At 71.6% G+C, this 23,311-nt stretch carries 24 protein-coding genes; 14 read left to right on the top strand and 10 right to left on the bottom strand.

Translation table 11 applies throughout. The features are described 5' to 3' along the window. Positions 1 to 57: 57 nt before the first annotated feature. The 3 genes from OG242_RS18110 to OG242_RS18100 all read left to right on the top strand — a co-directional run bounded on the left by OG242_RS18110 (position 58) and on the right by OG242_RS18100 (position 1,904). Complete coding sequence (locus tag OG242_RS18110; protein ID WP_405899161.1) at positions 58 to 702, top strand: DNA-binding response regulator; 645 nt, start codon at positions 58 to 60, stop codon at positions 700 to 702. A 179-nt stretch (positions 703 to 881) separates the two neighbouring features. Further along, positions 882 to 1,343 carry a helix-turn-helix domain-containing protein gene (locus OG242_RS18105; RefSeq protein ID WP_405899160.1) on the top strand — a complete coding sequence of 154 codons (462 nt, stop codon included), beginning with the start codon at positions 882 to 884 and terminating at the stop codon, positions 1,341 to 1,343. A 3-nt stretch (positions 1,344 to 1,346) separates the two neighbouring features. Continuing rightward, positions 1,347 to 1,904, top strand: coding sequence for a PIN domain-containing protein (locus tag OG242_RS18100; RefSeq protein ID WP_405899159.1), 558 nt, complete (start codon positions 1,347 to 1,349; stop codon positions 1,902 to 1,904). A 65-nt stretch (positions 1,905 to 1,969) separates the two neighbouring features. Here OG242_RS18100 and OG242_RS18095 read toward each other — a convergent pair whose 3' ends face one another. Beyond that, on the bottom strand, positions 1,970 to 2,338 hold the full coding sequence (locus OG242_RS18095; protein WP_405899158.1) for a VOC family protein: 369 nt from the start codon (positions 2,336 to 2,338) through the stop codon (positions 1,970 to 1,972). Between the two features lie 117 nt (positions 2,339 to 2,455). Here OG242_RS18095 and OG242_RS18090 point away from each other — a divergent pair, with 117 nt between their 5' ends. From OG242_RS18090 to OG242_RS18075, 4 genes are all read left to right on the top strand, one after another. Further along, positions 2,456 to 3,553, top strand: coding sequence for a protein kinase family protein (locus OG242_RS18090; protein WP_405899157.1), 1,098 nt, complete (start codon positions 2,456 to 2,458; stop codon positions 3,551 to 3,553). A 4-nt stretch (positions 3,554 to 3,557) separates the two neighbouring features. Further along, entirely contained in the window at positions 3,558 to 4,310 is a 753-nt protein-coding gene (locus OG242_RS18085; protein WP_405899156.1) for a class I SAM-dependent methyltransferase, read from the top strand. A gap of 155 nt (positions 4,311 to 4,465) precedes the next feature. After that, entirely contained in the window at positions 4,466 to 4,636 is a 171-nt protein-coding gene (locus OG242_RS18080; protein ID WP_405901642.1) for a DUF5670 family protein, read from the top strand. Positions 4,637 to 4,939: 303 nt separating this feature from the next. After that, on the top strand, positions 4,940 to 5,107 hold the full coding sequence (locus OG242_RS18075; RefSeq protein WP_405899155.1) for a histone-like nucleoid-structuring protein Lsr2: 168 nt from the start codon (positions 4,940 to 4,942) through the stop codon (positions 5,105 to 5,107). Positions 5,108 to 5,120: 13 nt separating this feature from the next. Here OG242_RS18075 and OG242_RS18070 read toward each other — a convergent pair whose 3' ends face one another. Both OG242_RS18070 and OG242_RS18065 read right to left on the bottom strand, forming a co-directional pair. Next, positions 5,121 to 5,510, bottom strand: coding sequence for a VOC family protein (locus tag OG242_RS18070; protein WP_405899154.1), 390 nt, complete (start codon positions 5,508 to 5,510; stop codon positions 5,121 to 5,123). Beyond that, entirely contained in the window at positions 5,507 to 6,199 is a 693-nt protein-coding gene (locus OG242_RS18065; RefSeq protein ID WP_405899153.1) for a VOC family protein, read from the bottom strand. The genes OG242_RS18070 and OG242_RS18065 overlap by 4 nt, the downstream gene beginning before the upstream one ends. A gap of 160 nt (positions 6,200 to 6,359) precedes the next feature. Here OG242_RS18065 and OG242_RS18060 point away from each other — a divergent pair, with 160 nt between their 5' ends. Next, positions 6,360 to 6,647, top strand: coding sequence for a DUF1905 domain-containing protein (locus tag OG242_RS18060; RefSeq protein WP_405899152.1), 288 nt, complete (start codon positions 6,360 to 6,362; stop codon positions 6,645 to 6,647). A 24-nt stretch (positions 6,648 to 6,671) separates the two neighbouring features. Here OG242_RS18060 and OG242_RS18055 read toward each other — a convergent pair whose 3' ends face one another. Next, positions 6,672 to 7,667, bottom strand: coding sequence for an endonuclease/exonuclease/phosphatase family protein (locus tag OG242_RS18055; RefSeq protein ID WP_405899151.1), 996 nt, complete (start codon positions 7,665 to 7,667; stop codon positions 6,672 to 6,674). Positions 7,668 to 7,822: 155 nt separating this feature from the next. Between OG242_RS18055 and OG242_RS18050 the strand changes: the two genes are divergently transcribed. Beyond that, positions 7,823 to 9,259 carry a collagen-binding domain-containing protein gene (locus OG242_RS18050; protein ID WP_405899150.1) on the top strand — a complete coding sequence of 479 codons (1,437 nt, stop codon included), beginning with the start codon at positions 7,823 to 7,825 and terminating at the stop codon, positions 9,257 to 9,259. A 42-nt stretch (positions 9,260 to 9,301) separates the two neighbouring features. On the opposite strand, the gene OG242_RS18045 is transcribed toward OG242_RS18050, so the two are convergent. After that, positions 9,302 to 9,793 carry a hypothetical protein gene (locus OG242_RS18045; RefSeq protein ID WP_405899149.1) on the bottom strand — a complete coding sequence of 164 codons (492 nt, stop codon included), beginning with the start codon at positions 9,791 to 9,793 and terminating at the stop codon, positions 9,302 to 9,304. Positions 9,794 to 9,858: 65 nt separating this feature from the next. Between OG242_RS18045 and pip the strand changes: the two genes are divergently transcribed. After that, positions 9,859 to 10,827: a prolyl aminopeptidase gene (pip, locus tag OG242_RS18040; RefSeq protein ID WP_405899148.1), complete on the top strand. Its 969-nt coding sequence runs from the start codon at positions 9,859 to 9,861 to the stop codon at positions 10,825 to 10,827. A 49-nt stretch (positions 10,828 to 10,876) separates the two neighbouring features. Beyond that, positions 10,877 to 11,872, top strand: coding sequence for an aldo/keto reductase (locus tag OG242_RS18035; protein ID WP_405899147.1), 996 nt, complete (start codon positions 10,877 to 10,879; stop codon positions 11,870 to 11,872). A 215-nt stretch (positions 11,873 to 12,087) separates the two neighbouring features. Here the strand turns inward: OG242_RS18035 and OG242_RS18030 are convergent, their stop codons facing one another. Together OG242_RS18030 and OG242_RS18025 are read right to left on the bottom strand one after the other, a co-directional pair. Beyond that, positions 12,088 to 13,422, bottom strand: coding sequence for an MFS transporter (locus OG242_RS18030; RefSeq protein ID WP_405899146.1), 1,335 nt, complete (start codon positions 13,420 to 13,422; stop codon positions 12,088 to 12,090). A gap of 61 nt (positions 13,423 to 13,483) precedes the next feature. After that, positions 13,484 to 13,924, bottom strand: a complete 441-nt coding sequence (locus OG242_RS18025; protein ID WP_405899145.1) for a MarR family winged helix-turn-helix transcriptional regulator — start codon at positions 13,922 to 13,924, stop codon at positions 13,484 to 13,486. A gap of 166 nt (positions 13,925 to 14,090) precedes the next feature. Between OG242_RS18025 and OG242_RS18020 the strand changes: the two genes are divergently transcribed. Next, entirely contained in the window at positions 14,091 to 14,315 is a 225-nt protein-coding gene (locus OG242_RS18020) for a hypothetical protein (protein WP_177153969.1), read from the top strand. Between the two features lie 42 nt (positions 14,316 to 14,357). Here OG242_RS18020 and OG242_RS18015 read toward each other — a convergent pair whose 3' ends face one another. Continuing rightward, positions 14,358 to 15,803 (bottom strand): NCS2 family permease, encoded by a 1,446-nt coding sequence (locus tag OG242_RS18015; RefSeq protein ID WP_405899144.1) that lies wholly within the window; start codon positions 15,801 to 15,803, stop codon positions 14,358 to 14,360. 188 nt (positions 15,804 to 15,991) lie between these two features. Here OG242_RS18015 and OG242_RS18010 point away from each other — a divergent pair, with 188 nt between their 5' ends. Then, entirely contained in the window at positions 15,992 to 16,252 is a 261-nt protein-coding gene (locus tag OG242_RS18010) for a DUF2530 domain-containing protein (RefSeq protein WP_405899143.1), read from the top strand. Between the two features lie 98 nt (positions 16,253 to 16,350). After that, positions 16,351 to 18,744, top strand: a complete 2,394-nt coding sequence (locus OG242_RS18005; RefSeq protein WP_405899142.1) for an HAD-IC family P-type ATPase — start codon at positions 16,351 to 16,353, stop codon at positions 18,742 to 18,744. A 34-nt stretch (positions 18,745 to 18,778) separates the two neighbouring features. On the opposite strand, the gene OG242_RS18000 is transcribed toward OG242_RS18005, so the two are convergent. Beyond that, complete coding sequence (locus tag OG242_RS18000) at positions 18,779 to 19,519, bottom strand: calcium-binding protein (protein ID WP_405899141.1); 741 nt, start codon at positions 19,517 to 19,519, stop codon at positions 18,779 to 18,781. A 198-nt stretch (positions 19,520 to 19,717) separates the two neighbouring features. Further along, entirely contained in the window at positions 19,718 to 22,927 is a 3,210-nt protein-coding gene (locus OG242_RS17995) for a sacsin N-terminal ATP-binding-like domain-containing protein (protein ID WP_405899140.1), read from the bottom strand. Between the last annotated feature and the right edge of the window lie 384 nt (positions 22,928 to 23,311).

Raw genomic sequence — 23,311 nt, 5'->3', positions numbered from 1 at the left:
GCGCGTGGCAGCTTGCTGCCAGACCTGCGGGAGGCCGGGTGCTGCGAGACTGGCGGTATGCGGAACGAACAGATCTTCTCGGTCCACGGCGACGCGGAGCTGCTGACGCGCGCCGGACACCTCCTCGAATCCGCCCGTTCCGAGTTCCTCTGCGCCGCCCGCACCCTGACGACGTGGCCCCGGCCGGCGACCTGGACGACCCCGGGCCCCGACTTCACGACCCGCAAACTGCTCACCCCGGCGGCCCTCACGGACGAGGCGACCCGGGACCACCTGCGGCTGGTGCTGGGCGCGGGCGCCCAGGTGCGCATCACCGACGCGGAGCTCCCGCACGAGACGATCATCATCGACCGCCGGGTCATGATCCTGGCCGGCCGCGAGGCGCCCGCCGGCCGCGAGTACTCCGTGACGACGTCGAAGACGATGATCGACGGCGTCCACTCGCTGTTCGACGCGATGTGGCACCGGTCGGCGGACTACAGGACCTACCTGGCGACGGACACCCCGCACCTGACCCCGGAGTCCCGCCAGATCCTGGAGACCCTGAGCACGGGCCTCACCGACGCGTCGGCGGCCCGGCACCTGAACCTCTCCCTGCGCACGTACCGCCGCCGGGTGGCGGACCTGATGGTGACGCTGCAGGCCGCGTCCCGGTTCCAGGCGGGCCTGCGGGCGGGGGAGCTGGGGCTGCCGGGGCGGTGAGGGCGGGGGGTGCCGCGGCGGGGGCGGGGGTCACCCGGCGAACGTGTGTCGCGCGTGGGGCAGGTGGCAAAGCATTCGACGCGGCGCGCTTTATTTATTGCGGATGCTGCGAATATTGCGGATACTGGAGAAACCGCCAGGCAATGACGCCCACCCGCCACGAAATCCAGGGGCGCACCGTGACGAAGACAGACATCAAGCCCGTGAAGCTTCCGCCCGAGAAGACCGCCGCGGCGAACCTTGCCCTCACGCGCGTCCGGGGCTACCTCACCGAGCACCCCGACCTGGGCCAGATCGCCGTCAAACCCCTCGACGACAGCGAGCTCGAGCCCCTCACCCTGCCCCGTGAAGCCGTCGAGCTCCTCGCAGGTCTCCTCGCCCACCTGGGGGCGGGCCGAGGGGTGTCCATCGTCCCGAGCACCGCGGAGCTCACGACCCAGCAGGCGGCGGACATCCTCAATGTGTCCCGGCCCTTCCTCATCGGCCTGCTGGATGCAGGCGAGATCGAGTGCCGTCGAGTCGGGACGCACCGCAGGATCACGGCATCGTCGCTGATGGAGTACAAGCAGGCAGACGACCGTCGCCGTCGCGAGGCAGCGGACGAGCTCACTCAGCTCGGCCAGGAGATGGGAATGATGTAGTCGATGGCCTTCGTCGCCATTTACGACGCGAACGTGCTCTATCCGAACATCCTCCGCGACGTCCTCATCCGCGTCGCAGGGGCCGGCCTCGTGCAGGCGAAGTGGACGGAGGGCATCCTCGACGAGATGTTCCGCAACCTGCGGGCGGACCGGCCGGACCTGGCCCCCGTAGCTCTGGAACGGACGCGACGGCTGATGAAGGCGGCCGTACGGGACTGCCTCGTCAAGGGCCACGAGCCGCTCATCGACATACTGGAACTCCCGGACAAGGACGACCGCCACGTCCTGGCCGCGGCGATCCGCGCCAAGGCCCAGGTGATCGTCACGTTCAACCTCAAGGACTTCCCCGCGGAGGCCCTGGCGCCCTGGGACGTGGAAGCCGTCCACCCGGACGCGTTCCTCGAAGCGCAGATCGATCTGGCGCCGGAGATCGTCTACGGAGAGATCCAGCGCATCGCAGACAGCTGGAGGAACCCGCCCGGTACGGTCGCCGACGTGATCGAGCGCCTCGACAAGAGCCGTCTCGTCTCGTCCGCAGCGGCCCTGAGGGCGCTCGCCTGATCCGTATGCGCTCTGCGGACCGCCGGGGCGCCACTCCGACGGGCTGTCACGGCGGAGCCGTGGCGTCACCCCTCCGGGATCGCCTGCGTCAGGTTCACCGCGTTGCCGTCCGGGTCCTGGATGTGGGCGACGCGTTGGCCCCACGGCATGTCCTTGGGGCCGCCGCTGACCGAGCCGCCCAGGGCCTCCACGCGGCCGAGCGTCTCGTCGACGTCGGCGACCTCGATGCTGAGCAGGATGCGCGGCGCGGTGCCGTCCGCCGGGTCCGGCTTGGTCACCAGGCCCAGGTCGGTGTCGCCGATGCGCAGGCCGAGGTAGAAGGCCGGGCCCTTCTCGGGCACCCGGAAGATCTCCTCGGCGCCGAACAGGTCTGTGTAGAACCGGCGCAGCACGTCCTGGTCGGCGGTGAGGATCACGGGCTGGATGGTGGACATGGCACTCCTGTCGAGGACGGTCGGGTCACTGGATGGACTGTTCGCGAACGGAGAACTCATCGGTCACCGCGTGGGAGGCTGGCCCCGTCGTCGGAGGCGCGAGTGAAGGGTTCCCATATGTCCCGCAGTGCCCGGCTCGCCGCTCACGGTGCCGTATCCACGGCGCTGGCTCTGCACAGTGACCGCGGACTGCGGGAGCTGCTGGACGCCGGCTCGCCGCTGGGCGTGGGCATCGGTGGGCAGACCGTGCTGCTTGAGGTCGAGGGCACCCCGGTGTTCGTCAAGCAGGTGCGGCTGAGCGATCTGGAGCGGCGCCCGGAGCACCTGCACTCCACCGCGAACCTCTTCGAGCTCCCCGCCTTCTGCCACTACGGCATCGGCACCGTCGGCAGCCCGGGGCTCGGCGCCTGGCGGGAGCTCGCCGCGCACACCATGACGACGAGCTGGGTGGTCGCCGGGGCGTACGAGGGCTTCCCGCTGATGTACCACTGGCGGGTGCTCCCGGACTCCGGCGCCCCGCTTCCGGAGGAACTCGCGGATGTGGACCGGGCCGTCGCGTACTGGGGCGGCGGGTCGGCCGTACGCGGGCGGATCGAGGGGCTGCGGGACTCCACGGCGAGCCTCGTCCTGTTCCTGGAGTACATCCCGGACAACCTGCACGACTGGCTGGACGTGCGGATCGGGGCGGGCGGGGACGCGGCGGAGCGGGCCTGCGCGATGGTGGAGGACGAGCTGCGGGCCGGCATCGCGTTCATGAACGCCCACGGGCTCCTGCACTTCGACGCCCACTTCCAGAACATCCTCACGGACGGCCACCGCCTCTACTTCGCGGACTACGGCCTCGCGATCTCCTCCCGCTTCGACCTGTCCCCGGACGAGGCCGCCTTCTTCGGGGAGCACCGCGCGTACGACGAGTGCTACGCCGTGAACCACCTGGTCAACTGGCTGGCCGTCGCGCTGTACGGCCATCCCCCGGAGGACCGCAGGGCCTTCGTGGACGCCTGCGCCCGGGGGGTCCCGCCGGAGGGGGTTCCGGCGCCGGTCGCGGCGCTCCTGCTCCGGCACGCCCCGGTGGCGGCGGTGATGGGCGACTTCTGCCGCGCGTTCCAGCGGGAGAGCCGGACGGTGCCGCATCCGCTGGGGACGATCAGCCGGGTGGCGTGGAGCCGGTCCGCATACTCGGTGGACAACACAGCGGCCGACGACGAACGTTGACGGAATGCAGCAGGAGAAGATCTGGGACGCCGATGCCGCCCGACGCTACGACACACCCGATTCCGGAATGTTCGCGCCCGAGGTCCTGGGGCCTGCCGTGGACCGTCTCGCCCAGCTCGCAGGTGGCGGACGAGCGCTCGAGTTCGCCATCGGGACCGGCCGCGTAGCCGTCCCGCTCGCGGGGCGCGGGGTTCCCGTCACCGGCATCGAGCTGTCGCGCCCGATGGTCGAGCAGCTGCGTACCAAGGCCGATGAGGCAACGATCCCCGTGGTCATCGGTGACATGGCGACCGCGACCGCTCCCGGGGAGTACGCCCTCGTCTACCTCGTCTACAACACGATCTCCAACCTGCTCACGCAGGATGAACAGGTGCGGTGCTTCCGTAACGCGGCCCGCCACCTCTCACCCGGCGGCCGGTTCGTGATCGAACTCTGGGTGCCCGAGTTGCGCAAGCTGCCGCCGGGCCAGACGGCCACCGTCTGGCAGTCCGAGCCCGGCTACATCGGGCTGGACACCTACGACGTACTCCGCCAGCACGTCGTATCGCACCACTTCAGCTTCGACGAAACCCAGCAGGCGCGGTTGTTCCGCAGCCCTCACCGCTACGTCTGGCCGGCCGAACTCGACCTCATGGCCCAGCTGGCCGGGTTCGAGCTGGAGAGCCGGCATGCGGACTGGGCCGGTGCCGAATTCACGGCCGAGTCGCGTTCTCACGTCTCCGTGTACAGGATCCCGCCCGCGGGGCGGCGCCCCTAGGGCCTTCCGTTTGGGAGGGGCATCAGTCTGTGAAGGCTGCCTTCCACCTGACCGCACTTTCCCGTTCCAAACGCGGCAGTCGCAGAATCGGCCCGTATCAAATTCCCTTCACTGCGGGACGGATGAATGTGCGAGTCCGGGGCAACTGGCTGGACATGCTTCCCATCATTCTGGTTCTTCTTCTCGCCCTGATCCTCTTCGGCGCCGGTTTCGCCCTCAAGGCGCTCTGGTGGATAGCCGTCATCGTCCTCGTCGTCTGGCTCGTCGGCTTCTTCGTCCGCCCCGCAGGTCACGGCGGCAAGCGTGGCCGCTGGTACCGCTGGTGACCATCGCCCCACCCAGCCTTTCCGCGAGACCCGGCAGCAGGAGCTGCCGGGTCTCACCCACGTGTTCCGGGACGATGAATAAGCCCGCCCACCGGTGGGCGAGAAATGCGAAATGCAACGCGCAGGGCTCCTTTCAGCCGGAATGCGGGACGCCTGGACACACGCGCCGGACGAGCGCAAATCCGTCAACCGCCCTTTTGAACCGGCCAGCCGCCACAGCCGCGTGAGCGCGGCCCGCGTGGACGCGATCACCGGTCTCCTGCCGGCCGTGACGTTGTCAGTGGGCCCGTTTACGGTGGCCCCATGGACGAACAGCAGCGACAGCCGGACGTACGGGGCGCGCAGCCGCAGGGTGACGACGCGGTGCGTGTCTGGGCGCGGGCCAACGGGTACGTCGTCAACGAGCGGGGGCGTATACCCGCCATGATCCGCGAGGCGTGCGCGAAGGAGCAGCCCCGTACGGCTGACTAGTGGTGCCGGGTCGCTACGGCGCCAGCGTGCGCAGTACGCAGAACTCGTTGCCCTCCGGGTCCGCCATGACCACCCAGCTGCGGTCGGGGCCCTGGCCCACGTCCGTGCGGGTGGCGCCGAGGGCCAGGAGGCGGGTCACCTCGGCTTCGGTGGTGCGGTCGACGGGGCTGACGTCGAGGTGGAGGCGGTTCTTCGCGGACCGGCTCTCCGGGACGCGGAGGAAGACCACCGTGGGCGGCATCTGGCGGGCCCGGACGTCCTCGACGGTCGGGACCCAGGAGCCGATCTCCACCTTGTCCTCGGTGCGGTCGATCACCGTGAAGTCCAGGACCTCGCACCAGAAGGCCGCCAGGCGTTCCGGGTCGTGGCAGTCGACGGCGAGCTCGGTGAACCGGCTGGTCATGCCGCCGCCCTCCGCAGCGTGAACTCGTTGCCGTCCGGGTCCAGCAGCACCCCGTCCGGCCCGGGGCGCGCGCCCAGGTCCGTCAGGCGGGCGATCTCCGCCGCCTCGTCGGCGTCCGCCGGGAGCGTCAGCTCGAAGTACAGGCGGTTCACGTCCGGCTTCGGCGCGACCGGCGGGCCGCCCCAGGTCAGCTTCGTGCCGCCCTCAGGGGACTGGATCGCGGTCTCCTCGTCCTGGTCCCAGACCAGCGGCCAGCCGAGCGCCTCGCTCCAGAAGTAGCCGACCGCCTGGGTGCCGTCGCAGGCGACCGCGCCGATGACCCCGGTGTCCGCGAGGAACTTGTTGCCCGCCTCGATCACGCAGAACTCGTTGCCGTCCGGGTCGGCGAGGACGATGTGGCCCTCCTCCGGCGTCTGGCCGATGTCGATGTGCCGGGCGCCCAGCTCCAGCGCCCGGGCCACGGTCTCCTGCTGCGCCTGGGGCGTGGCGCTGGTCAGGTCGAAGTGGGCCTGGTTCTGCCGGGCCTTGGGCCGGCGGCTCTCGGTGAAGCGGAGGCCGAAGCCCTTGCCGTCCGGGGGCAGGACCGTGACGGCGTCCGCCTGTTCCCGGTTCAGGAGGCCGGCCCAGAAGCGGGCCAGGGCCGCCGGGTCGGTGGCGTGGAAGCCGATCGCTGCGAGGTGGGGCGTCATGTTCCGTACGTCTCCGATTCGTTGGCGGCGCGCCCGCGCAGCATAGGGACGACGTGCGAGCGGCGCACCCCGATTTCGCGCGCCCCCGCCACCGGCTACGCTGACCGGCTCGGTCGGCCCCGACGGAACCCCGACGAAACCCCGACGAACGGACACAGCCGTGAGAGTCGTGTTCAGCAGCCGCGTCATCGAGTGGCGCGGCCCCGCGCCGTACTACTTCGCCCCCGTACCCGAGGAGCAGGCCGACGACATCCGCGAGGTCGCCGCGCTGAGCTCGTACGGCTGGGGCGTGGTCCCGGTCGAGGCCGAGATCGGCGGGACCGCCTTCACCACGTCGCTCTTCCCGAAGGACGGCGGCTATCTGCTGCCGCTCAAGAACGCGGTCCGTGCGCCACAAGGCCTCGCGGCGGGCGACGACGTGACCGTGGCGATGACGGTCCGCCTCTGACACGCGCACCCCTCGGCGCACCCCTCAGTCCAGCGTCACCCTCGCCGTCACCGGCAGGTGGTCGCTGCCCGTCGCGGGAAGCGTGCGGACGCGGCCGACCGTCGCCTCGCGGGCCATCACCTGGTCGATCCTGGCCAGCGGGAAGGACGCGGGGAAGCTGAACGCGAAGCCGCGCTCGGAGACGTGCAACCGCGAGGTCAGCGGCGCCAGGCCCCGGTCGTCCACCGTGCCGTTCAGGTCGCCCAGCACGATCACCGGACCCGTCGCCTCGGCATCCAGCGCCCGGCCCAGCAGCCGGGCGCTCTCGTCGCGCCGGGCGGTGCCCAGGCCTCCCGCGCCGAGGCGGAACGACGGCAGGTGGGCCACGTACACCGCGACCTCGCCGTGCGGGGTGCGGGCTACCGTGCGCAGGCCCCGGCTCCAGCCCTCCGTGATGTCCGCGGGCTTGATGTCCACGGTCCGGGTGCCGGAGAGGGGGTGCCGGGACCAGATCCCCACGGTGCCCCGGACCTCGTGGAAGGGGTACTTCGCCGCGAGGGCCTTCTCGTACGCCGGCAGCGCGCCGGGCACCAGTTCCTCCAGCGCGATCAGGTCGGCGCCCTCGGCCGCCAGCGCGCGGGCCGTGCCCGTCGGGTCGGCGTTCACATCGCTGACGTTGTGCTGCACGACGACCAGATCACGCGGGCCCGGGTCCCCCGCCGGGAGGAACAGCCCGCCGAACGCGTACGCCCACGCCGCCACCGGCAGGACCACCGCCACCAGCGCGAGCACCGACCGGCGCAGCACGGCCACGGTCAGCAGGGGTACGACGGCGAGGCCGAGCCACGGGAGGAACGCCTCCAGGAGGCTCCCGAGGTGGCCGGGGGTGTTGGGGACGGCCCGATGGCCGACGAGCAGGAGCGCGGTCAGGGCCGCGAGCCCGGCCGTGACCCGCCCGCGCCGGCCGGCGCGGTCCCACGCCCGCCTCGGGGCGACGGCCCCCGCCGCGCCGGACTTCCGCTTCACCCTTGCCTCTGCCATCTCCCACCAGGACGGGCTTGCGGGCGCGCCCGGTTCCCCGGCCCGCGGAAGGACCGGGCGGGCGACCGCCAGTCGTGGGGACGTCGGGGTCCGTGCGGGTGGTCCACGGCCTCGCCGCCCCGGACGGCCGGGCGCGCGGGCTTACGTTCCCCCGCATGAAACGCACCAGTACCGTCGCCACGACCGCCTGCCTCCTGTGCCTGGCCGCCGCCGTCCCCGCCACGGCCGACTACTCCGGCAACCCGCTGGCCGGGGACAACGGATTCGGGGTGCTCGTCCAGGACGACGCCGTGCTGGGCAGTACGGAGACCGAGGGCTCGGTGGCCATCGGCGGGAACCTCACCTACGGGCCGGGTTACAACGTCGCACTGCACACCCCCGGCACGTTCACCGCGCCCGGCGACGACCGCCCGACCGCGCTGCTCGTGGGCGGCAGAATCGATCATGCGGCCAGCTCGCCGCAGGGCGTGCTCCAGGTCCTCAGCCAGGGGTACGTGAAGGTCGGCGACCCGACCGGCTCCTCGATCCTGAACCAGGACTCCAACAACGCCGAGGTCAACACCCACATCGTCCCCGAGGGCGCCGGGTACGACTCCACGCCCCGAATTCAGGAAACGATTCACCAACCCGTCGCGTCCGTCACCGACACCACCGGGCTGCCCGACCTCGACGCGCTCTTCTCGACCTTCCGCGACCGCTCGGACGCCATCGACACCTGCTCCGCCAACGTGATCCTGCGCGACGCCGCAGGCGACCCGCTCCCCGACCAGACGGGCTTCCCGGCCGGGACGAGCGCACACGTCAGGCTCACCGAGGGCGAGACGAACGTGCTCCGGCTGACCGGCGAGCAGCTGAACAACCTCTCCGAGATCACCTTCGACAACCAGCCGACGGCGACCACCCCGTTCGTGGTCGACGTCGACACGACCGGCACGGGCGGTACGTACACCTGGCACATCCCGAACCTCGCGGGCGTCTCCGGCGACCAGGCCCCGTACATGCTGTGGAACTTCCCCGACGCCACCGACATCACGATCGCGGACGGCGACTCGCTGGAGGGCACGATCTACGCGCCCCGCGCCCACCTCACGGACCTCGACGCCTCGAACATCGAGGGCACGATCGTCGTACGGGAACTCACGGCCGGGCCGCTCAGCGAGGACGGCACGACGTCCGTGAACGCGGGCGAGATCCACCAGTTCCCGTTCGCGGCCGACATCGACTGCACCGGCGACGGCCCGTCACCGTCCCCCACCCCGAGCCCCACGGACCCGACACCCACGCCTACGCCGTCCCCCACGGACCCGACACCCACGCCTACGCCGTCCCCCACGGACCCGACACCCACGCCTACGCCGTCCCCCACGGACTCGCCCCCCACGCCGACGCCGACGGACTCCGCCCCCGGTCCGCACCCGACGCACAGCCACCCCGTACGGCCTCCGGACCACGACGGCCACCACCACCGGCCTCCGCACGGTGGCCTCGCGGACACCGGCACGGCCACCACCCTCTATGCGGTGGCCGGTGCCTTCGCGCTGGCCACGGCGGGAATCCTCCTGCTGGGACGGCGGCGCCGGCCGAAGCACTGACGCGGGCTCAGTGGCGCCCGGCCCCCGTGTCCCCGGAAGAACTCACCGCCCCGGAAACCGCTCCCCGCAGGCGCTGCAGAACACCGGCGCCGACTCCGGGGACATCCGCCCGCACTCCGGGCAGACCCGGTCCAGCGCGCACGGCGCCTCGCCGCCCTCCTGCGCGTACACCGTCGGCTTGAGCGTGAGGCCGGGGCGGCGGCGGTGGACCGTCAGGTAGGCGAGGCCGTCCGGGCCCGCCGTCAGGGAGCGGCGGGAGGTGCGGGGCAGCCAGGTCGCCGTCGTCGGGGTCAGGGTCAGGGGGTCCGCGCCGTCGCCGGGGGTGAGGCGGCCGCTGCCCGCGAGGACGACCAGGAGCACGTCGAGCACGTCCTCCTGGTGCTCCCCGACCTCCGCGCCCGGGGGCAGCCGCACGAGGTTGGCGTCCAGCTCCCTCCCCTGCCGGTCGAGCTGCCACAGGGCGCCCCGGTCGTCGGGGCCCGCGGCGGCGAGCAGGTCGTCCAGTACGGCGAGTACCTCGGGAGTCGCGTTCACGACGATCAGGCTACGACCGTGCGGGCCTAAGCTGTACCGCCGCCGAGCGAGGGAGACGCAGCGTCATGCGCGACGAGAAGTACCCGCCGATCGAGCCCTACGAGCACGGCATGCTCGACGTCGGCGACGGCAACCACGTCTACTGGGAGGTCTGCGGCAACCCGGCCGGGAAGCCCGCCGTCGTCGTCCACGGCGGGCCGGGGTCCGGCTGCACCGAGGGCGCCCGGCGGTCCTTCGACCCGGAGCGCTACCGCGTCGTCCTCTTCGACCAGCGGAACTGCGGGCGCTCCACCCCGCACGCGAGCGACCCGGCCGTCGACCTGCGGCACAACACCACGGACCACCTGATCGCCGACATGGAACGCCTCCGCGCACACCTCTCCGTCGACCGCTGGCTGCTGTACGGGGGTTCCTGGGGCTCCACGCTGATCCTGGCGTACGCCGAGCGGCACCCGGAGCGGGTCACCGAGATCGTGATCCCGGCGGTGACCACGACCCGGCGCTCCGAGACCGACTGGCTGTACCGGGGCGCCGGGCTCTTCCACCCCGAGGCGTGGGACCGCTTCCGGGCCCACGTCCCCGAGGCCGCGAGCGACGCGACCCCGGACGTGCTCGCCGCGTACGCCCGGCGGACCGTGGACCCCGATCCGGCGGTACGGGAGCGGGCGACGGCCGAGTGGTGCGCCTGGGAGGACGCGGTGCTGTCCGGGGAGGCGTACACGGGCCCTCCCCCGTACAGCGGGCGGCCCGGCCGGGCGCAGGCGGCGCTGGTGCGGATCTGCTCGCACTACTTCTCGCACGGCGCCTGGCTGGAGGAGGGGCAGCTGATCCGGGACGCGGGGCGGCTGGCCGGGATTCCCGGGGTGCTGGTGCACGGACGGCTGGACATGGGCGGGCCGCTGGCCACGGCGTGGGAGCTGGCCAAGGCGTGGCCGGACGCGGAGCTGACGGTGATCGAGGACGCGGGCCACCTGGGCGGGGCGGCGACGACCCGGGCGATCCTCGCCGCGCTGAACCGTTTCGCGCGGCCATGAGGGGCGCACGCTTGCTTCGAGTGCGCTCGAAGGAGTTGGCTTGGGGGTCATGAAGTACACGCAGCTCGGACGCACCGGACTCAAGGTAAGCCGCCTCGTCCTGGGGACGATGAACTTCGGCCCCCAGACCAACGAGAGCGACAGTCACGCCCTCATGGACGCCGCGCTGGACGCGGGCGTCAACTTCTTCGACACCGCGAACGTCTACGGCTGGGGTGAGAACAAGGGCCGTACCGAGGAGATCCTCGGCACCTGGTTCGCGCAGGGCGGCGACCGCCGCGACAAGGTCGTGCTCGCCACCAAGGTCTACGGCAACATGGGCGCCGACGGCGAGGCGTGGCCGAACCACGACAAGCTGTCCGCCGTCAACATCCGCCGGGCCGTCGACGCCAGCCTGAAGCGGCTCCAGACGGACCACATCGATCTGTACCAGTTCCACCACGTCGACCGGTCGACCCCGATCGAGGAGATCTGGCAGGCCATCGACGTACTGATCCAGCAGGGCAAGGTCCTGTACGCCGGTTCCTCGAACTTCTCCGGCTACAAGATCGCCCAGGCCAACGAGCGCGCCCGGCAGCGGGGCAGCTACGGCCTGGTCAGCGAGCAGTGCATCTACAACCTGATGGAGCGCGGCGCCGAGATGGAGGTCATCCCGGCCTCCCAGGAGTACGGCCTCGGGGTCATCCCGTGGTCCCCGCTGCACGGCGGTCTGCTCGGCGGCGCCATCCGCAAGGAGCGCGAGGGCGGCGGCGCCCGCTCCACCTCCGGCCGCTCCGGCGACGCGCTGGCCGACCCGAAGGTGCGGGCGCAGGTCCAGGCGTACGAGGACCTGCTCGACAAGCACGGCCTGGAGCCCGGTGAGGTGGGCCTCGCCTGGCTGCTGACGCGGCCCGGGATCACCGGCCCGATCTCCGGCCCGCGCACGCGGGAGCAGCTCGACTCGGCGCTGCGCGCGGTGGAGCTGGAGCTGTCGGCGGAGGTGCTGGACGCGCTGGAGGAGATCTTCCCGGGTCCGGGCCCGTCGCCGGAGAACTTCGCCTGGTAGAACTTCGCCTGGTAAACAGGGCCTAGCCGAGGGCGGCCGCCACGGCGACGACGGCGAACATCAGTACGAGCACGGCCGCCATGATGCGGTTTCTGGTCTTCGGGTCCACCCGACGAGCGTAACCGGCCCGGCATTCGTACACGCGACGCGGCCCCGCCCCGGAGAACCGGGAGCGGGGCCGCGTAGTCGCGTAGTCGCGTACGGAGGGGAAACCCCTACGCCGCGGTCGCCAGCTGCTCGCGCTGCACGAACCGTACGCGCGGGCGGCCCGGGCGCAGGTCGACCTTCAGGCGCAGGCCGCCGAGGCGGGCCAGGACGACGCCGATACCGACCGCGGCCGCCAGGGACAGCGCGCCGCCGACCACCATGCCGGTGCGGACACCGTACGCGTCGCTGATCCAGCCGACGATCGGGGCGCCCACCGGCGTACCGCCGGCGAAGACCATCATGTACAGGCTCATCACCCGGCCGCGCATGGCCGGGTCGGCCGCCATCTGGACGCTGGTGTTGGCGCTGATGTTGGTCGTCAGGCCGATCATGCCGATCGGGACCAGCAGGACCGCGAAGACCCAGACGTTCGGCGCGAGCGCCGCGACGATCTCCAGCAGGCCGAACGCCGTACCGGCGGCGACCAGCATCCGCAGCCGCGAGGAGCGGCGGCGGGCGGCGAGCAGGGCGCCGGCCAGCGAGCCGGCCGCCATGAGGATGTTGAAGAACGAGTACATCCCTGCGCCGCCGTGGAAGATCTCGTCCGCGAAGGCCGTCAGCCAGATCGGGAAGTTGAAGCCGAACGTGCCGACGAAGCCGACCAGGACGATCGGCCAGATCAGCTCGGGGCGGCCCGAGACGTACCGCAGCCCCTCACGGAGCTGCCCCTTGGCGCGCGGCACGACGACGGACTTGTGGAGCTCGCTCGTCCGCATCATCATCAGGCCGACGAGCGGCGCGAGGAACGACAGGCCGTTGAACATGAAGGCCCAGCCGCTGCCGACCGTGGTGATCAGCACACCCGCGACGGCGGGACCGATGAGCCGGGCGGACTGGAAGTTCGCCGAGTTCAGGCTGACCGCGTTGCGCAGCTGGGCGGGGCCGACCATCTCGGAGACGAAGGCCTGGCGGGCCGGGTTGTCCACGACGGTGACCATGCCGAGCAGGAACGCGATCAGATAGACGTGCCAGACCTGCACCACGCCGGAGAGCGTGAGCACGGCGAGCACGACACCGCAGGCGCCCAGGGCGGCCTGGCTGACGAGCAGGAGCTTGCGCTTCGGCAGCCGGTCGGCGATGACGCCGCCGTACAGGCCGAACAGCAGCATGGGGAGGAACTGGAGTGCCGTGGTGATACCGACGGCGGCGGCGGACCCGGTGAGGCTCAGGACGAGCCAGTCCTGCGTGATGCGGGACATCCAGGTACCGGTGTTGGAGATCACGGCGCCCGTGGCGAACAGGCGGTAGTTGCGGATCTTCAGCGACGAGAAGGTCCCGCCGGGCTTGCTCTCGTGGGTGGAAGTCGGTGCGGGGGCGGAGTCTGCTCCGGATCCCGTACTCAAAAGGGTTCGCCTCCTCGGCGTGGGCATTGCGTGACTGACGGGACTGCGGCGGGCCTCGCCGCTACAGGTGGGCGAGCTTCTCCAGCACGGGCGCCGCGTTGCGCAGCGTCTCCCACTCGTCCTCGTCCAGGCCTTCGGCGAGGGTGGTCAGCCAGGCGTTCCGCTTCTTGCGGCTCTCGGCGAGCATGGCCTCGGCCTGCTCGGTCCGGCTGATCATCTTCTGACGACGGTCATCGGGGTGCGGTTCCAGCCTGACCAGGCCCTTCGATTCCAGCAACGCGACGATGCGGGTCATCGACGGCGGCTGTACGTGCTCCCGCCGGGCCAGCTCACCGGGAGTGGCGGAGCCGCAACGGGCGAGAGTCCCGAGCACCGACATCTCGGTCGGGCTCAGCGACTCGTCGACGCGCTGGTGCTTGAGGCGCCGGCTGAGCAGCATGACGGCGGAACGAAGGGAGCTCACGGCGGCGGCACTGTCGCTGTCGTGGATCAGGTCAGGCATGTTTGTTAGCGTAACTCATTACCTATACTAAAGACCACTCGTGGTACACGCGCGAGAGCGGGATCACTCGCCCGGGAGGGCCGGATCACCAATCGATCACCCAAACGAGTGAGTCGGTGGCGGAAAATCACGCGCGTCGGGGCCGCGGGACGTAACCCTGCTTGCCATGGGATCGACAGTGCTCAGCCTGCGCATAGACGGTGAGCTGCTCGACCGGCTCAAGCAGCACGCCGCGAAACGCGGAATGAGCGTCCAGGACTATGTGGTCCGGACGCTCATTCGCGACGACTTCGACGAGCGCTTCCAGGCGGCCGTCGAGGAGACGGAGAAGTTCTACGGGCCGGAGAAGCTCTGCCCCGCGGACGGCGTGCCGGCCGAGGAGGTCACCTGACCCCCGGGGCCGGCCCGCTCGCCGCCCTTACGTGAGGCGCCCTTACGTGAGACCGAGCGCCGGCATCATGTAGTAGAAGACGAAGACCGCCGACACCGCGTACATGGCCGCCGGCACCTCCCGGCCTCGCCCGGAGGCCAGCCGCAGCACGCTGAACGCGATGAAGCCGATGCCGATGCCGTTGGTGATCGAGTACGTGAACGGCATCATGACCATGGCGAGGAACGCCGGGATCGCGAGCGTGAAGTCGCTCCAGTCGATGTCCCGCACCGAGCCCGCGATGATCAGGAAGCCCACCGCCAGCAGCGCCGGGGTGGCCGCCTGCGAGGGGACCATGGTCGCCAGCGGCGTGAGGAACAGCGCCACCGTGAACAGCAGACCCGTGACGATGCTGGCCAGACCCGTACGGGCCCCCTCGCCGACGCCCGCCGTGGACTCCACGAAGCAGGTCGATGCGGAGGAGGAGCTCGCACCGCCCGCGGCGACCGCGACACCGTCGACGAAGAGCACCCGGTTGATGCCGGGGAAGTGGCCCTTGGAGTCCGTCAGCTTCGCCTCGTCGCCGACACCGAGGATGGTGCCCATCGCGTCGAAGAAGCAGGACAGCAGCACGGTGAAGACGAACAGGATGCCGGTGAGGACGCCGACCTTGTGGAAGCCGCCGAACAGGCTGAAGTGACCCAGCAGCCCGAAGTCCGGCGACGCCACCGGATTGCCCGGCCACTTCGGGACGGTCAGCCCCCAGGCCTCGCCCGGCAGGTCCGCGACGGCGTTGATGACCAGCGCGACGACGGTCATCGTCACGATGGAGATCAGGATCGCGCCCGGCACCTTGCGGACGATCAGGATCAGCGTGAGCAGCGCGCCCAGGACGAAGATCAGGACCGGCCAGCCGTTGAGGTGGCCGTCGCCGCCGAGCTGGAGCGGGACGGTGGTCATCGCCTTGTCGGGCATGCGCGAGACGAAGCCGGAGTCGACGAGGCCGATCAGCAGGATGAACAGGCCGATACCGATGGCGATGCCCTTGCGCAGCGAGCCCGGTACGGCGTTCATCACGCGTTCCCGCAGCCCGGTCGCGACCAGCAGCATGACCACGATGCCCGCGAGGACCACCATGCCCATGGCGTCGGGCCAGGTCATCCGGGGGGCGAGCTGGAGGGCGACGACGGTGTTGACGCCGAGGCCCGCGGCCAGCGCGATCGGCACGTTGCCGATGACACCCATGAGCAGGGTGGAGAACGCGGCGGTGATGACGGTCGCGGTGACCAGCTGGCCGTGGTCGAGGAGGTGCTGGTTCACGTCCTTCGCGCTGCCGAGGATGATCGGGTTCAGCACGATGATGTAGGCCATCGCGAAGAAGGTCGCGAATCCGCCGCGGATCTCGCGGGCGACCGACGACTTCCGCTCGGAGATCTTGAAGAAACGGTCCAGGCCGCCAGTGGGCTGGGGAGGCGAGGCATCGACCGGAGCGGTGGCCGAGGGGGACATGTATGACCTCAGTACGTACGTAGCGGGGGGTTAAAAACAGTCAGCTTTGGACGTTCACACGAATAATTCGAGCCAGTCTTAAGCAGATTCAGTATGAATACATAAGGCGAAGATCGCTATCTCCGCGCGTAGACCCTTGGGCCGACTGGCCCGAACGCACTTACATACGCGCCGCATACACTGACCGCATGGAGAAGTGGACACCGAAGCACGAGGCGCCGGAGCCCCTGGAGGGGCCGGTCGTCGCGACCATCACCGGCGGCACGATCCTCTGGTTCGTCCTCTTCCTGGTCCAGATCCCGTTCTACGGCTGGTTCGACGACCACGGCCACCTGTGGTGGGTGTGGACCTGCCTGGCCGGCGCGGGCCTGGGCCTGATCGGCATCTGGTACGTACGCGGACGGGACGCGGCCCTCAAGCGCGCGGCGGCAGCGGCCCAGGGCGACTGAGCTCTCGTACAACCACGGGACGATTCCGGTCCTCCCCCGGTCTGATCTTCGTACGCCCCAGCGGGTGCCCCGCACGTTCCGCCCGTACCGTCTGAACCATGACGCAGCGGGCATCCGAACTTTCCGGGAAGCGGCACACCGACGCTTCCGGGCGCGGGCTCACCTCGGCCGAGGTGGCCGAGCGGATCGCGCGGGGCGAGGTCAACGACGTACCGGTGCGGTCCTCGCGGTCGCTGACCGAGATCGTCCGGGCCAACGTCTTCACCCGGTTCAACCTGATCATCGGTGTGCTCTGGGTGATCATGCTGTCCGTCGCACCGATCCAGGACAGCCTGTTCGGCTTCGTGATCGTCGCCAACACCGCCATCGGCATCGTCCAGGAGTGGCGGGCCAAGAAGACCCTCGACAGCCTCGCGGTCATCGGTGAGTCGAAACCCGTGGTCCGGCGCGACGGCAAGGCCGGTGAGATCCACACCTCGGAGATCGTCCTCGGTGACCTGGTCGAACTGGGCCCCGGGGACAAGGTCGTCGTCGACGGCACGGTCGCCGAGGCGGACGGCCTGGAGATCGACGAGTCCCTGCTCACCGGCGAGGCCGACCCGGTCATCAAGAAGGCCGGCGACACAGTGATGTCCGGCAGCTTCGTCGTCGCCGGCGGCGGCGCGTTCACCGCGACGAAGGTGGGGCGCGAGGCGTACGCGGCGCAGCTCGCCGAGGAGGCGTCCCGCTTCACGCTCGTACGGTCCGAGCTGCGCAGCGGCATCTCGACGATCCTCAAGTACATCACCTGGATGATGGTGCCGACGGCGACCGCCCTGGTGATCAGCCAGCTGGTGGTCAAGGAGCACAACTTCAAGGACTCGGTCGCCCGCACGGTCGGCGGGATCGTCCCGATGATCCCGGAGGGCCTGGTCCTGCTGACCTCGGTGGCCTTCGCGATCGGTGTCGTACGCCTGGGCCGCAAGCAGTGCCTCGTGCAGGAGCTGCCCGCCATCGAGGGCCTGGCCCGGGTCGACGTCGTCTGCCTGGACAAGACCGGCACGCTCACCGAGGGCGGCATGGACGTCACCGAGGTCCGCGCGCTGAACGGCACAGACGAACCGTATCTGCGCCGCGTCCTGGCGGCCTTCGGCGCGTCCGACCCCCGGCCCAACGCGAGCCTCCAGGCGATCATCGACGCCTACCCGGCCCCGGAGGACGGCGGCCGGCGGATCACCGGCACGCTGCCGTTCTCCTCCGCCCGCAAGTACAGCGGCGCCGCGTTCGACGAGGACGGCGGCGCGTCCTCCGCCTGGCTGCTCGGCGCGCCCGACGTGCTGCTGGCCGAGGACGACCCGGCGCTCGCGGAGGTGGAACAGCTCAACGAGCAGGGGCTGCGGGTGCTGCTCCTCGCCCGGACGCGGGGCGAGCTGGACGCCCCGGACGCGGCCGAGGGGGCGGAGCCGGCCGCGCTGATCGTCCTGGAGCAGCGGCTGCGGCCCGACGCGGGGCAGACCCTCGCCTACTTCGGCGAGCAGCGGGTCGCGACGAAGGTGATCTCCGGCGACAACGCGGTCTCGGTCGGCGCGGTCGCCGCGAAGCTCGGGATGGAGGGCGCGGACCACCCCCAGGACGCGCGCAGGCTCCCGGAGGACGCGGACGAGATGGCGACCGCGATGGAGCAGAACGCGGTGTTCGGCCGCGTCACCCCGCAGCAGAAGCGGGAGATGGTCGCCGCGCTCCAGTCACGCGGGCACACCGTGGCGATGACGGGCGACGGCGTCAACGACGTCCTCGCGCTGAAGGACGCCGACATCGGCGTCTCCATGGGCTCCGGCTCCGAGGCGACGCGCGCGGTCGCCCAGATCGTGCTGCTGAACAACAGCTTCGCGACCCTGCCGTCCGTGGTCGCCGAGGGCCGCCGCGTGATCGGCAACATCACCCGCGTCGCGACCCTGTTCCTGACGAAGACCGTGTACTCGGTGCTGCTGGCCGTCCTGGTGGTCTGCTTCCAGGTCGAGTACCCGTTCCTGCCGCGCCATCTGACCCTGCTGTCGACGCTGACGATCGGCGTCCCCGCGTTCTTCCTGGCGCTGGCCCCGAACAAGGAGCGCGCGCACCCGCACTTCGTGCGCCGCGTCATGCGGTACGCGATCCCCTCGGGCGTCATCGCCGCCGCCGCGACCTTCGTGACGTACCTGGTCGCCCGGCACCACTACGCCGGTACGGGGGCGCTGGACGCGGAGACGAGCGCGGCGACGCTGACGCTGTTCCTGGTCTCGATGTGGGTCCTGGCGATCATCGCCCGCCCGTACACCTGGTGGCGGGTCTGCCTGGTGGCCGCGATGGGGCTGGCGTTCCTGGTGGTGCTGGCGGTGCCGTGGCTCCAGGACTTCTTCGCGCTGAAGCTGGTGGGCGCGCAGATGCCGTGGGCGGCGGTGGGCATCGCGGTGGTGGCGTCGGCCGCGCTGGAGTACGCGTGGCGGCTGGTGGGCCGCCGCTTCCCGGTGTAGTCCCCGTACAGGGGAAGCGGCGGCCCCGTCCGGACTACTTCACGTCGACGTAGTCACCCGTGGCGGTGGCCGCCGGGGTGGTGGACGTCCCCGCGAAGCTGTAGCGCCAGTAGCCGTCGACGGACGCCTTGACGGTGGTCTTCAGGTCGCCCTTGCTGTTCGTCTTCACGGTCTTCACCGTGGTGTACGTCTTGCTGCTCTTCTTGCGGAACTGCAGCTTGACGGACTGGCCGGTGTAGCCGTGGTATTTGAAGTCGTCCCAGTTGGCGCGCGAGAGCCAGCCGGTGACGGTGATGGTCTTGCCCTTCTTGACGGGCTCGGGCGAGGCGTTGACGGTCTGCTTCGACGCGCGCTGGAACTTGAAGGAGCGGGCCTTCTCCTTCCAGATGTAGTCGCCGTCCTTGGCGTCCACCCACGCGTCCACGTACCAGGTGCCGGCGTAGTCGTTGGAGTACGGCAGGTCGACCTTCGGGTCCACGGTGAACGACGCCGTGCAGGTGCTGCCGGAGCAGCGGGTCTTGCCGGTCATGTAGCCGAAGCCCGGCCCGTGGAGGGCGATGTCGGCGCCCTTGATGCCGGAGTTGTCCTTCGCCGTCACGGAGACGGTGAACTTCTTGACCGCGCTGGTACCGAGAACCACGTTCTTGCCGCCGTTGACCGTGACCTTGGTGATCGTGGTGTTGCCGTAGCCGCCGTCGGCCTGGGCGGCCGGTATGGCGAGGGCGGACAGGGCCAGGGCGCCGGTGAGGACGGCGGCGGATGTGCGCATGCGCATGTGTGCTTCCCCGTGGGAAAGGGCCCGGGTCCGCGCGCGCGGACCCCTCGGGCCGATCGGTCGGTCGAGTCGGGGTGACTCAACAGACCAGACGGTCAACGGATGTGAAGGGTTGTGCAGGGTTTGAAGATTCTGCGAAGGTCACACAAATCGGTGTAGTTGCCACAGACTGCCGCGCCCTTTCGCCCGGCCCGGGCCTCAGTCGAACCAGCGGTCCCGGGCCAGTTCCGCCGTACGGGACGGGTCCTCCAGGAGCGCCGCGACCTCGAAGCGGCGGGGCCACTGGCCGGCGGCCCAGGCCAGGCCCGCCGCGACGCCCTCCAGCGTCGCGGCGTGCACCACGCCGTCCGGGGTGCGGCGCCAGTCCAGTTCGACGCCTCCCGCGCGGAGCTCGCCGTGCTCGATGTACGTCGCCGGGGTGGCGGGCCCCAGCAGGACGCGGACGGACTCGGGCACCGCGTGCTCCTCGCCGTCGCTCGTGACCTCGGCCTCGACGCTCTCGCCGAGCCGCCGCACCTGGAACAGCTCGGCCAGCTCCGCCGCGTGCGCCGGGGCGACGGGCAGCAGCGGCAGCCCGTAGGTGAGCGGCAGCAGGTCCGGCGCGTCCGCGATCACCGCGTCCACCGCGTCGGCCACCCGCACCTCGCCGTCCACGACCGCCCGCAGCTCGTCCGGCAGCGTGACCTGTTCCGGGTCGAGCGCGGACAACGCGGTGTACAGGGCGTGCAGTTGTACGGCGGTGACCGGGCGGTCCTCGTCCGCGAGGCGGCCCAGGAGCTCGGCGGCTCCACCCGGCTCGTCCAGCAGGGCGTCGACCGAGGTCCGTACGCCCAGGGCGCGGAGCACCTCGGCGTCGTCGAAGCCGGTCGCGTCGGCGGAGTCGTACAGGCCCGCGAGCCGGGCGTCGCCGCCGTGGGCGCGCAGTCCGGCCGGGCGGCGGCCGTCCAGCACCGGGTGCCCGCGCAGCCACCACGCCGTGTACGGGCGGACGGACTGCGTGGTGCCGTCCGGGAGCAGCACCCGGATTGGCTGGGTGAGCGCGTCCCGAAGCGGCGGCCGGGCGAGGAGCGCGAGCGCCTGCGGCCAGGCGTCGTCGTCGACGAGGTCGAGGTCGCGTACGGCGACGAGCTCGGTGGCCACGGGCGGCACCGGGCTGTCCGGCAGCTGGTCGAGGATGTCCTCGCACCACACGTCCACGGCGTCGAGCAGCCCGGCGTCGTCCGGCTCCGCGAAGTCGCTGTCGCGCGGCTCCAGTTCGTCCGGGTCCAGGACGACGTCGGTGGCCCGTACGAGGGCGAAGGTGGCGAGCACCCCGCAGGCGGTGAGCGGTTGTTCGCCCCAGCGGCCGGCCAGCTCCGCGTCGCACAGGGCGAGTTCACCCTCGCGCATCACGGCCGCGAACGGGCTCCCCGGCAGCACGAGTTCCCCGGCGGGGGCGAGTTCGCCGTCCTCGTCGGGCAGCGCGAGCGCCCCGAGCCAGGGCTCGTCGCCCGGCTCCAGGGCCGCGTCCCGGACCAGGGCGAGCACGGTCTCCACCAGCTCGTCGCCGTCGAGCGCGTCCTCGTCCCAGATCTCCCCCGCGTCCAGCGACCCCGCGACGGCGGCCCGCACCTGCGGGGTCGTCAGCACGGCGCGAGGCGTGGCGGGCAGAGCGCCCAGCTTCTCCAGGAGCGGGTGCGCGGCGTCCGGATGCGCGACCTTGAGCCCGAGCCGGCCGATGCGGTCGAGGACGGGGCCGGCCAGGGCGTCGGGAAGCGGGAGGAGGACCTGGCGGGGGCCGATGGTGGTGCGGGGGAGGGCCGGCGGGGCGTCCGGGCCGCCCCCCGCCGTCCCCGTTCCGGCGAGCGGTACCGGGAGCCCCGACAGCCGGTCCGGGTCCACCCCGGTCAGGCTGTCGTACAGGCGCCGCCACCAGGCGGGTTCGCGCTCAAGACCGGCCAGCCGGTCGATCGCCTCGGTCAGCGGGACGCGGGCGACGCCCAGCGTGCGCAGTTCGACGCGGCGCTCAAGACCTGCGGGCAGCAGGCACGGCAGCACCTCGGCGAGCACGGCGACGGTCTGCGCGCCGACGCCCTCCACCACCTCGGCCTCGACCGGCCGCAGCGCGACGGTGTCCTTGCGGACGCCCTCGTCGCCGTCCCAGCCGTCCCAGCGCTCCGGCTCAGCAGCAGGGTCTCGCGGGGCGGCCGGTTCCAGGAACGCCACGCGCGGCAGCCGCTCCAGGATCGCGCCGCGCAGCGCGCCGTCCACCCCGCCCTGCCCGAGCGGGCCCGGGACCAGGGAGATCGTCGCGACGGACACCGGCTCCCAGTCGCCGAGCAGCTCCGCGTACGCGTCGGCCGCGCGCCGCACCAGGAAGTCGGTGAGCGGTCCGGGCGCGGGGTGCCTCCGGGTGGTGTCCAGCGGCAGCGAGGCGATGAGCAGCGCGGGCAGGCCGAGCGGTTCGTCGGTGGGCGTCGGCGCGTGCACGACGGGTGCGGTACGGGGGCGGACCGGGGCGCCGTCCTCGTCCACCGGGACCGCCCAGGTCACCGACCAGTGCGGGCGCAGCCGTTCCTCCAGCGGCCGGTCGGCGAGCAGGGCGGGCTCGATCGGGCCGTGGTGGACGGCGGTGCGCCAGCGGTTGGTGCCGTGCGCGGAGTCCTCGATGTGCGTGTACGGGCCGTGCTGCGTGCGGCGCAGGGTGCGTACGGTCTCCGGGGTCTCGACGACCACCTCGTCGAGCCCGGTCAGCGTGAGGAGCAGTGCGTCGTCCACGGCGGCCAGCAGCCGGCCCACCAGGTCCTCGGCGACACCGTCGCGCAGCGGCAGCACGACGACGGTGTCGTAACCGTCGGGCGCGGTGCCCTCGGCGGGCAGCGGGAGGCGCAGCAGCGGTACGTGGCCGTCGCGGCGGCGCAGCTCGTCGCCCAGGCCGGGGCTGCCGACGGCGGCCTCCCGGGCGAGCTCGCGGGCCTCCGCGAGGGACCAGCGGACACCGCCGTGCCGGCCGAGGACCGCCGGCTCGTCGCTGACCGCGAGCACGGCGGCGAACCCCACGCCGAACCGGCCCACGGCGCCCTCGTGCCCCTCGCGCTTCGCGGACGCGCGCAGCGTGGACAGCGACTCGACGCCGGTGGCGTCCAGGGGTGCGCCGGTGTTCGCGGCGGCGAGGACGGCGGGGGTGCCGTCCGCCGCCGGGTGCAGGGTGAGCCGCAGGCGGCCCGGTGTCCCGGCGCGGGCTGCGGCGTCGGCGGCGTTCTGGGCGAGCTCGACGACGAGGCGGTCGCGGTAGCCGCCGAGCGCGAGGTCCTCCTCGGCGTTGGCGTCCTCCCGGAACCGCGCCGGGCCCGCGCCCCAGGCGTCGAGCACGCCGCGCCGCAGCCGCGCGGTGCCGAACGGGTCGCCCTCCGTCGCGTTGATGCTCACGCGCGTACTCCCTCTGCCGGTTGCCGGTAACGCGTACCCCGCGAAGCTACCGGGTACCGCCCGGGCCCTCCGACTCACCGTCCCCCCGGGGCGCGGGGCCCCCGCCTCAAGGGTTCCGTCCTCAATCGCCGGACGGGCTGGGGTTGGCCGGGTGCGGGCTGGGGTTGGCCGGGTGCGGGCTAGTGCGGGCCGTACGGCTCGCGCCGGCCCGAAGCGTCCCGCGGTAAGAAGTCCGCGCCGGCCCGAATCAAGCCCGTCCGGCGATTGAGGACGGAACCGGTCCGCCCGGGGGCGGCGAGCCGGTCCGGACCGGGGCCGCATCTCAAGCCCGTCCGGCGATTGAGGACGGAACCGGTCCACCGGCGCGCCCGAGGCCACACGGCC

This window comes from Streptomyces sp. NBC_00727 (assembly GCF_045161745.1).
In the GTDB taxonomy this organism is placed as follows: Bacteria; Actinomycetota; Actinomycetes; order Streptomycetales; family Streptomycetaceae; genus Streptomyces.
The sequence above is the reverse complement of the archived record's forward strand: the minus strand, read 5'-3'. Positions and strand labels throughout refer to the sequence as shown.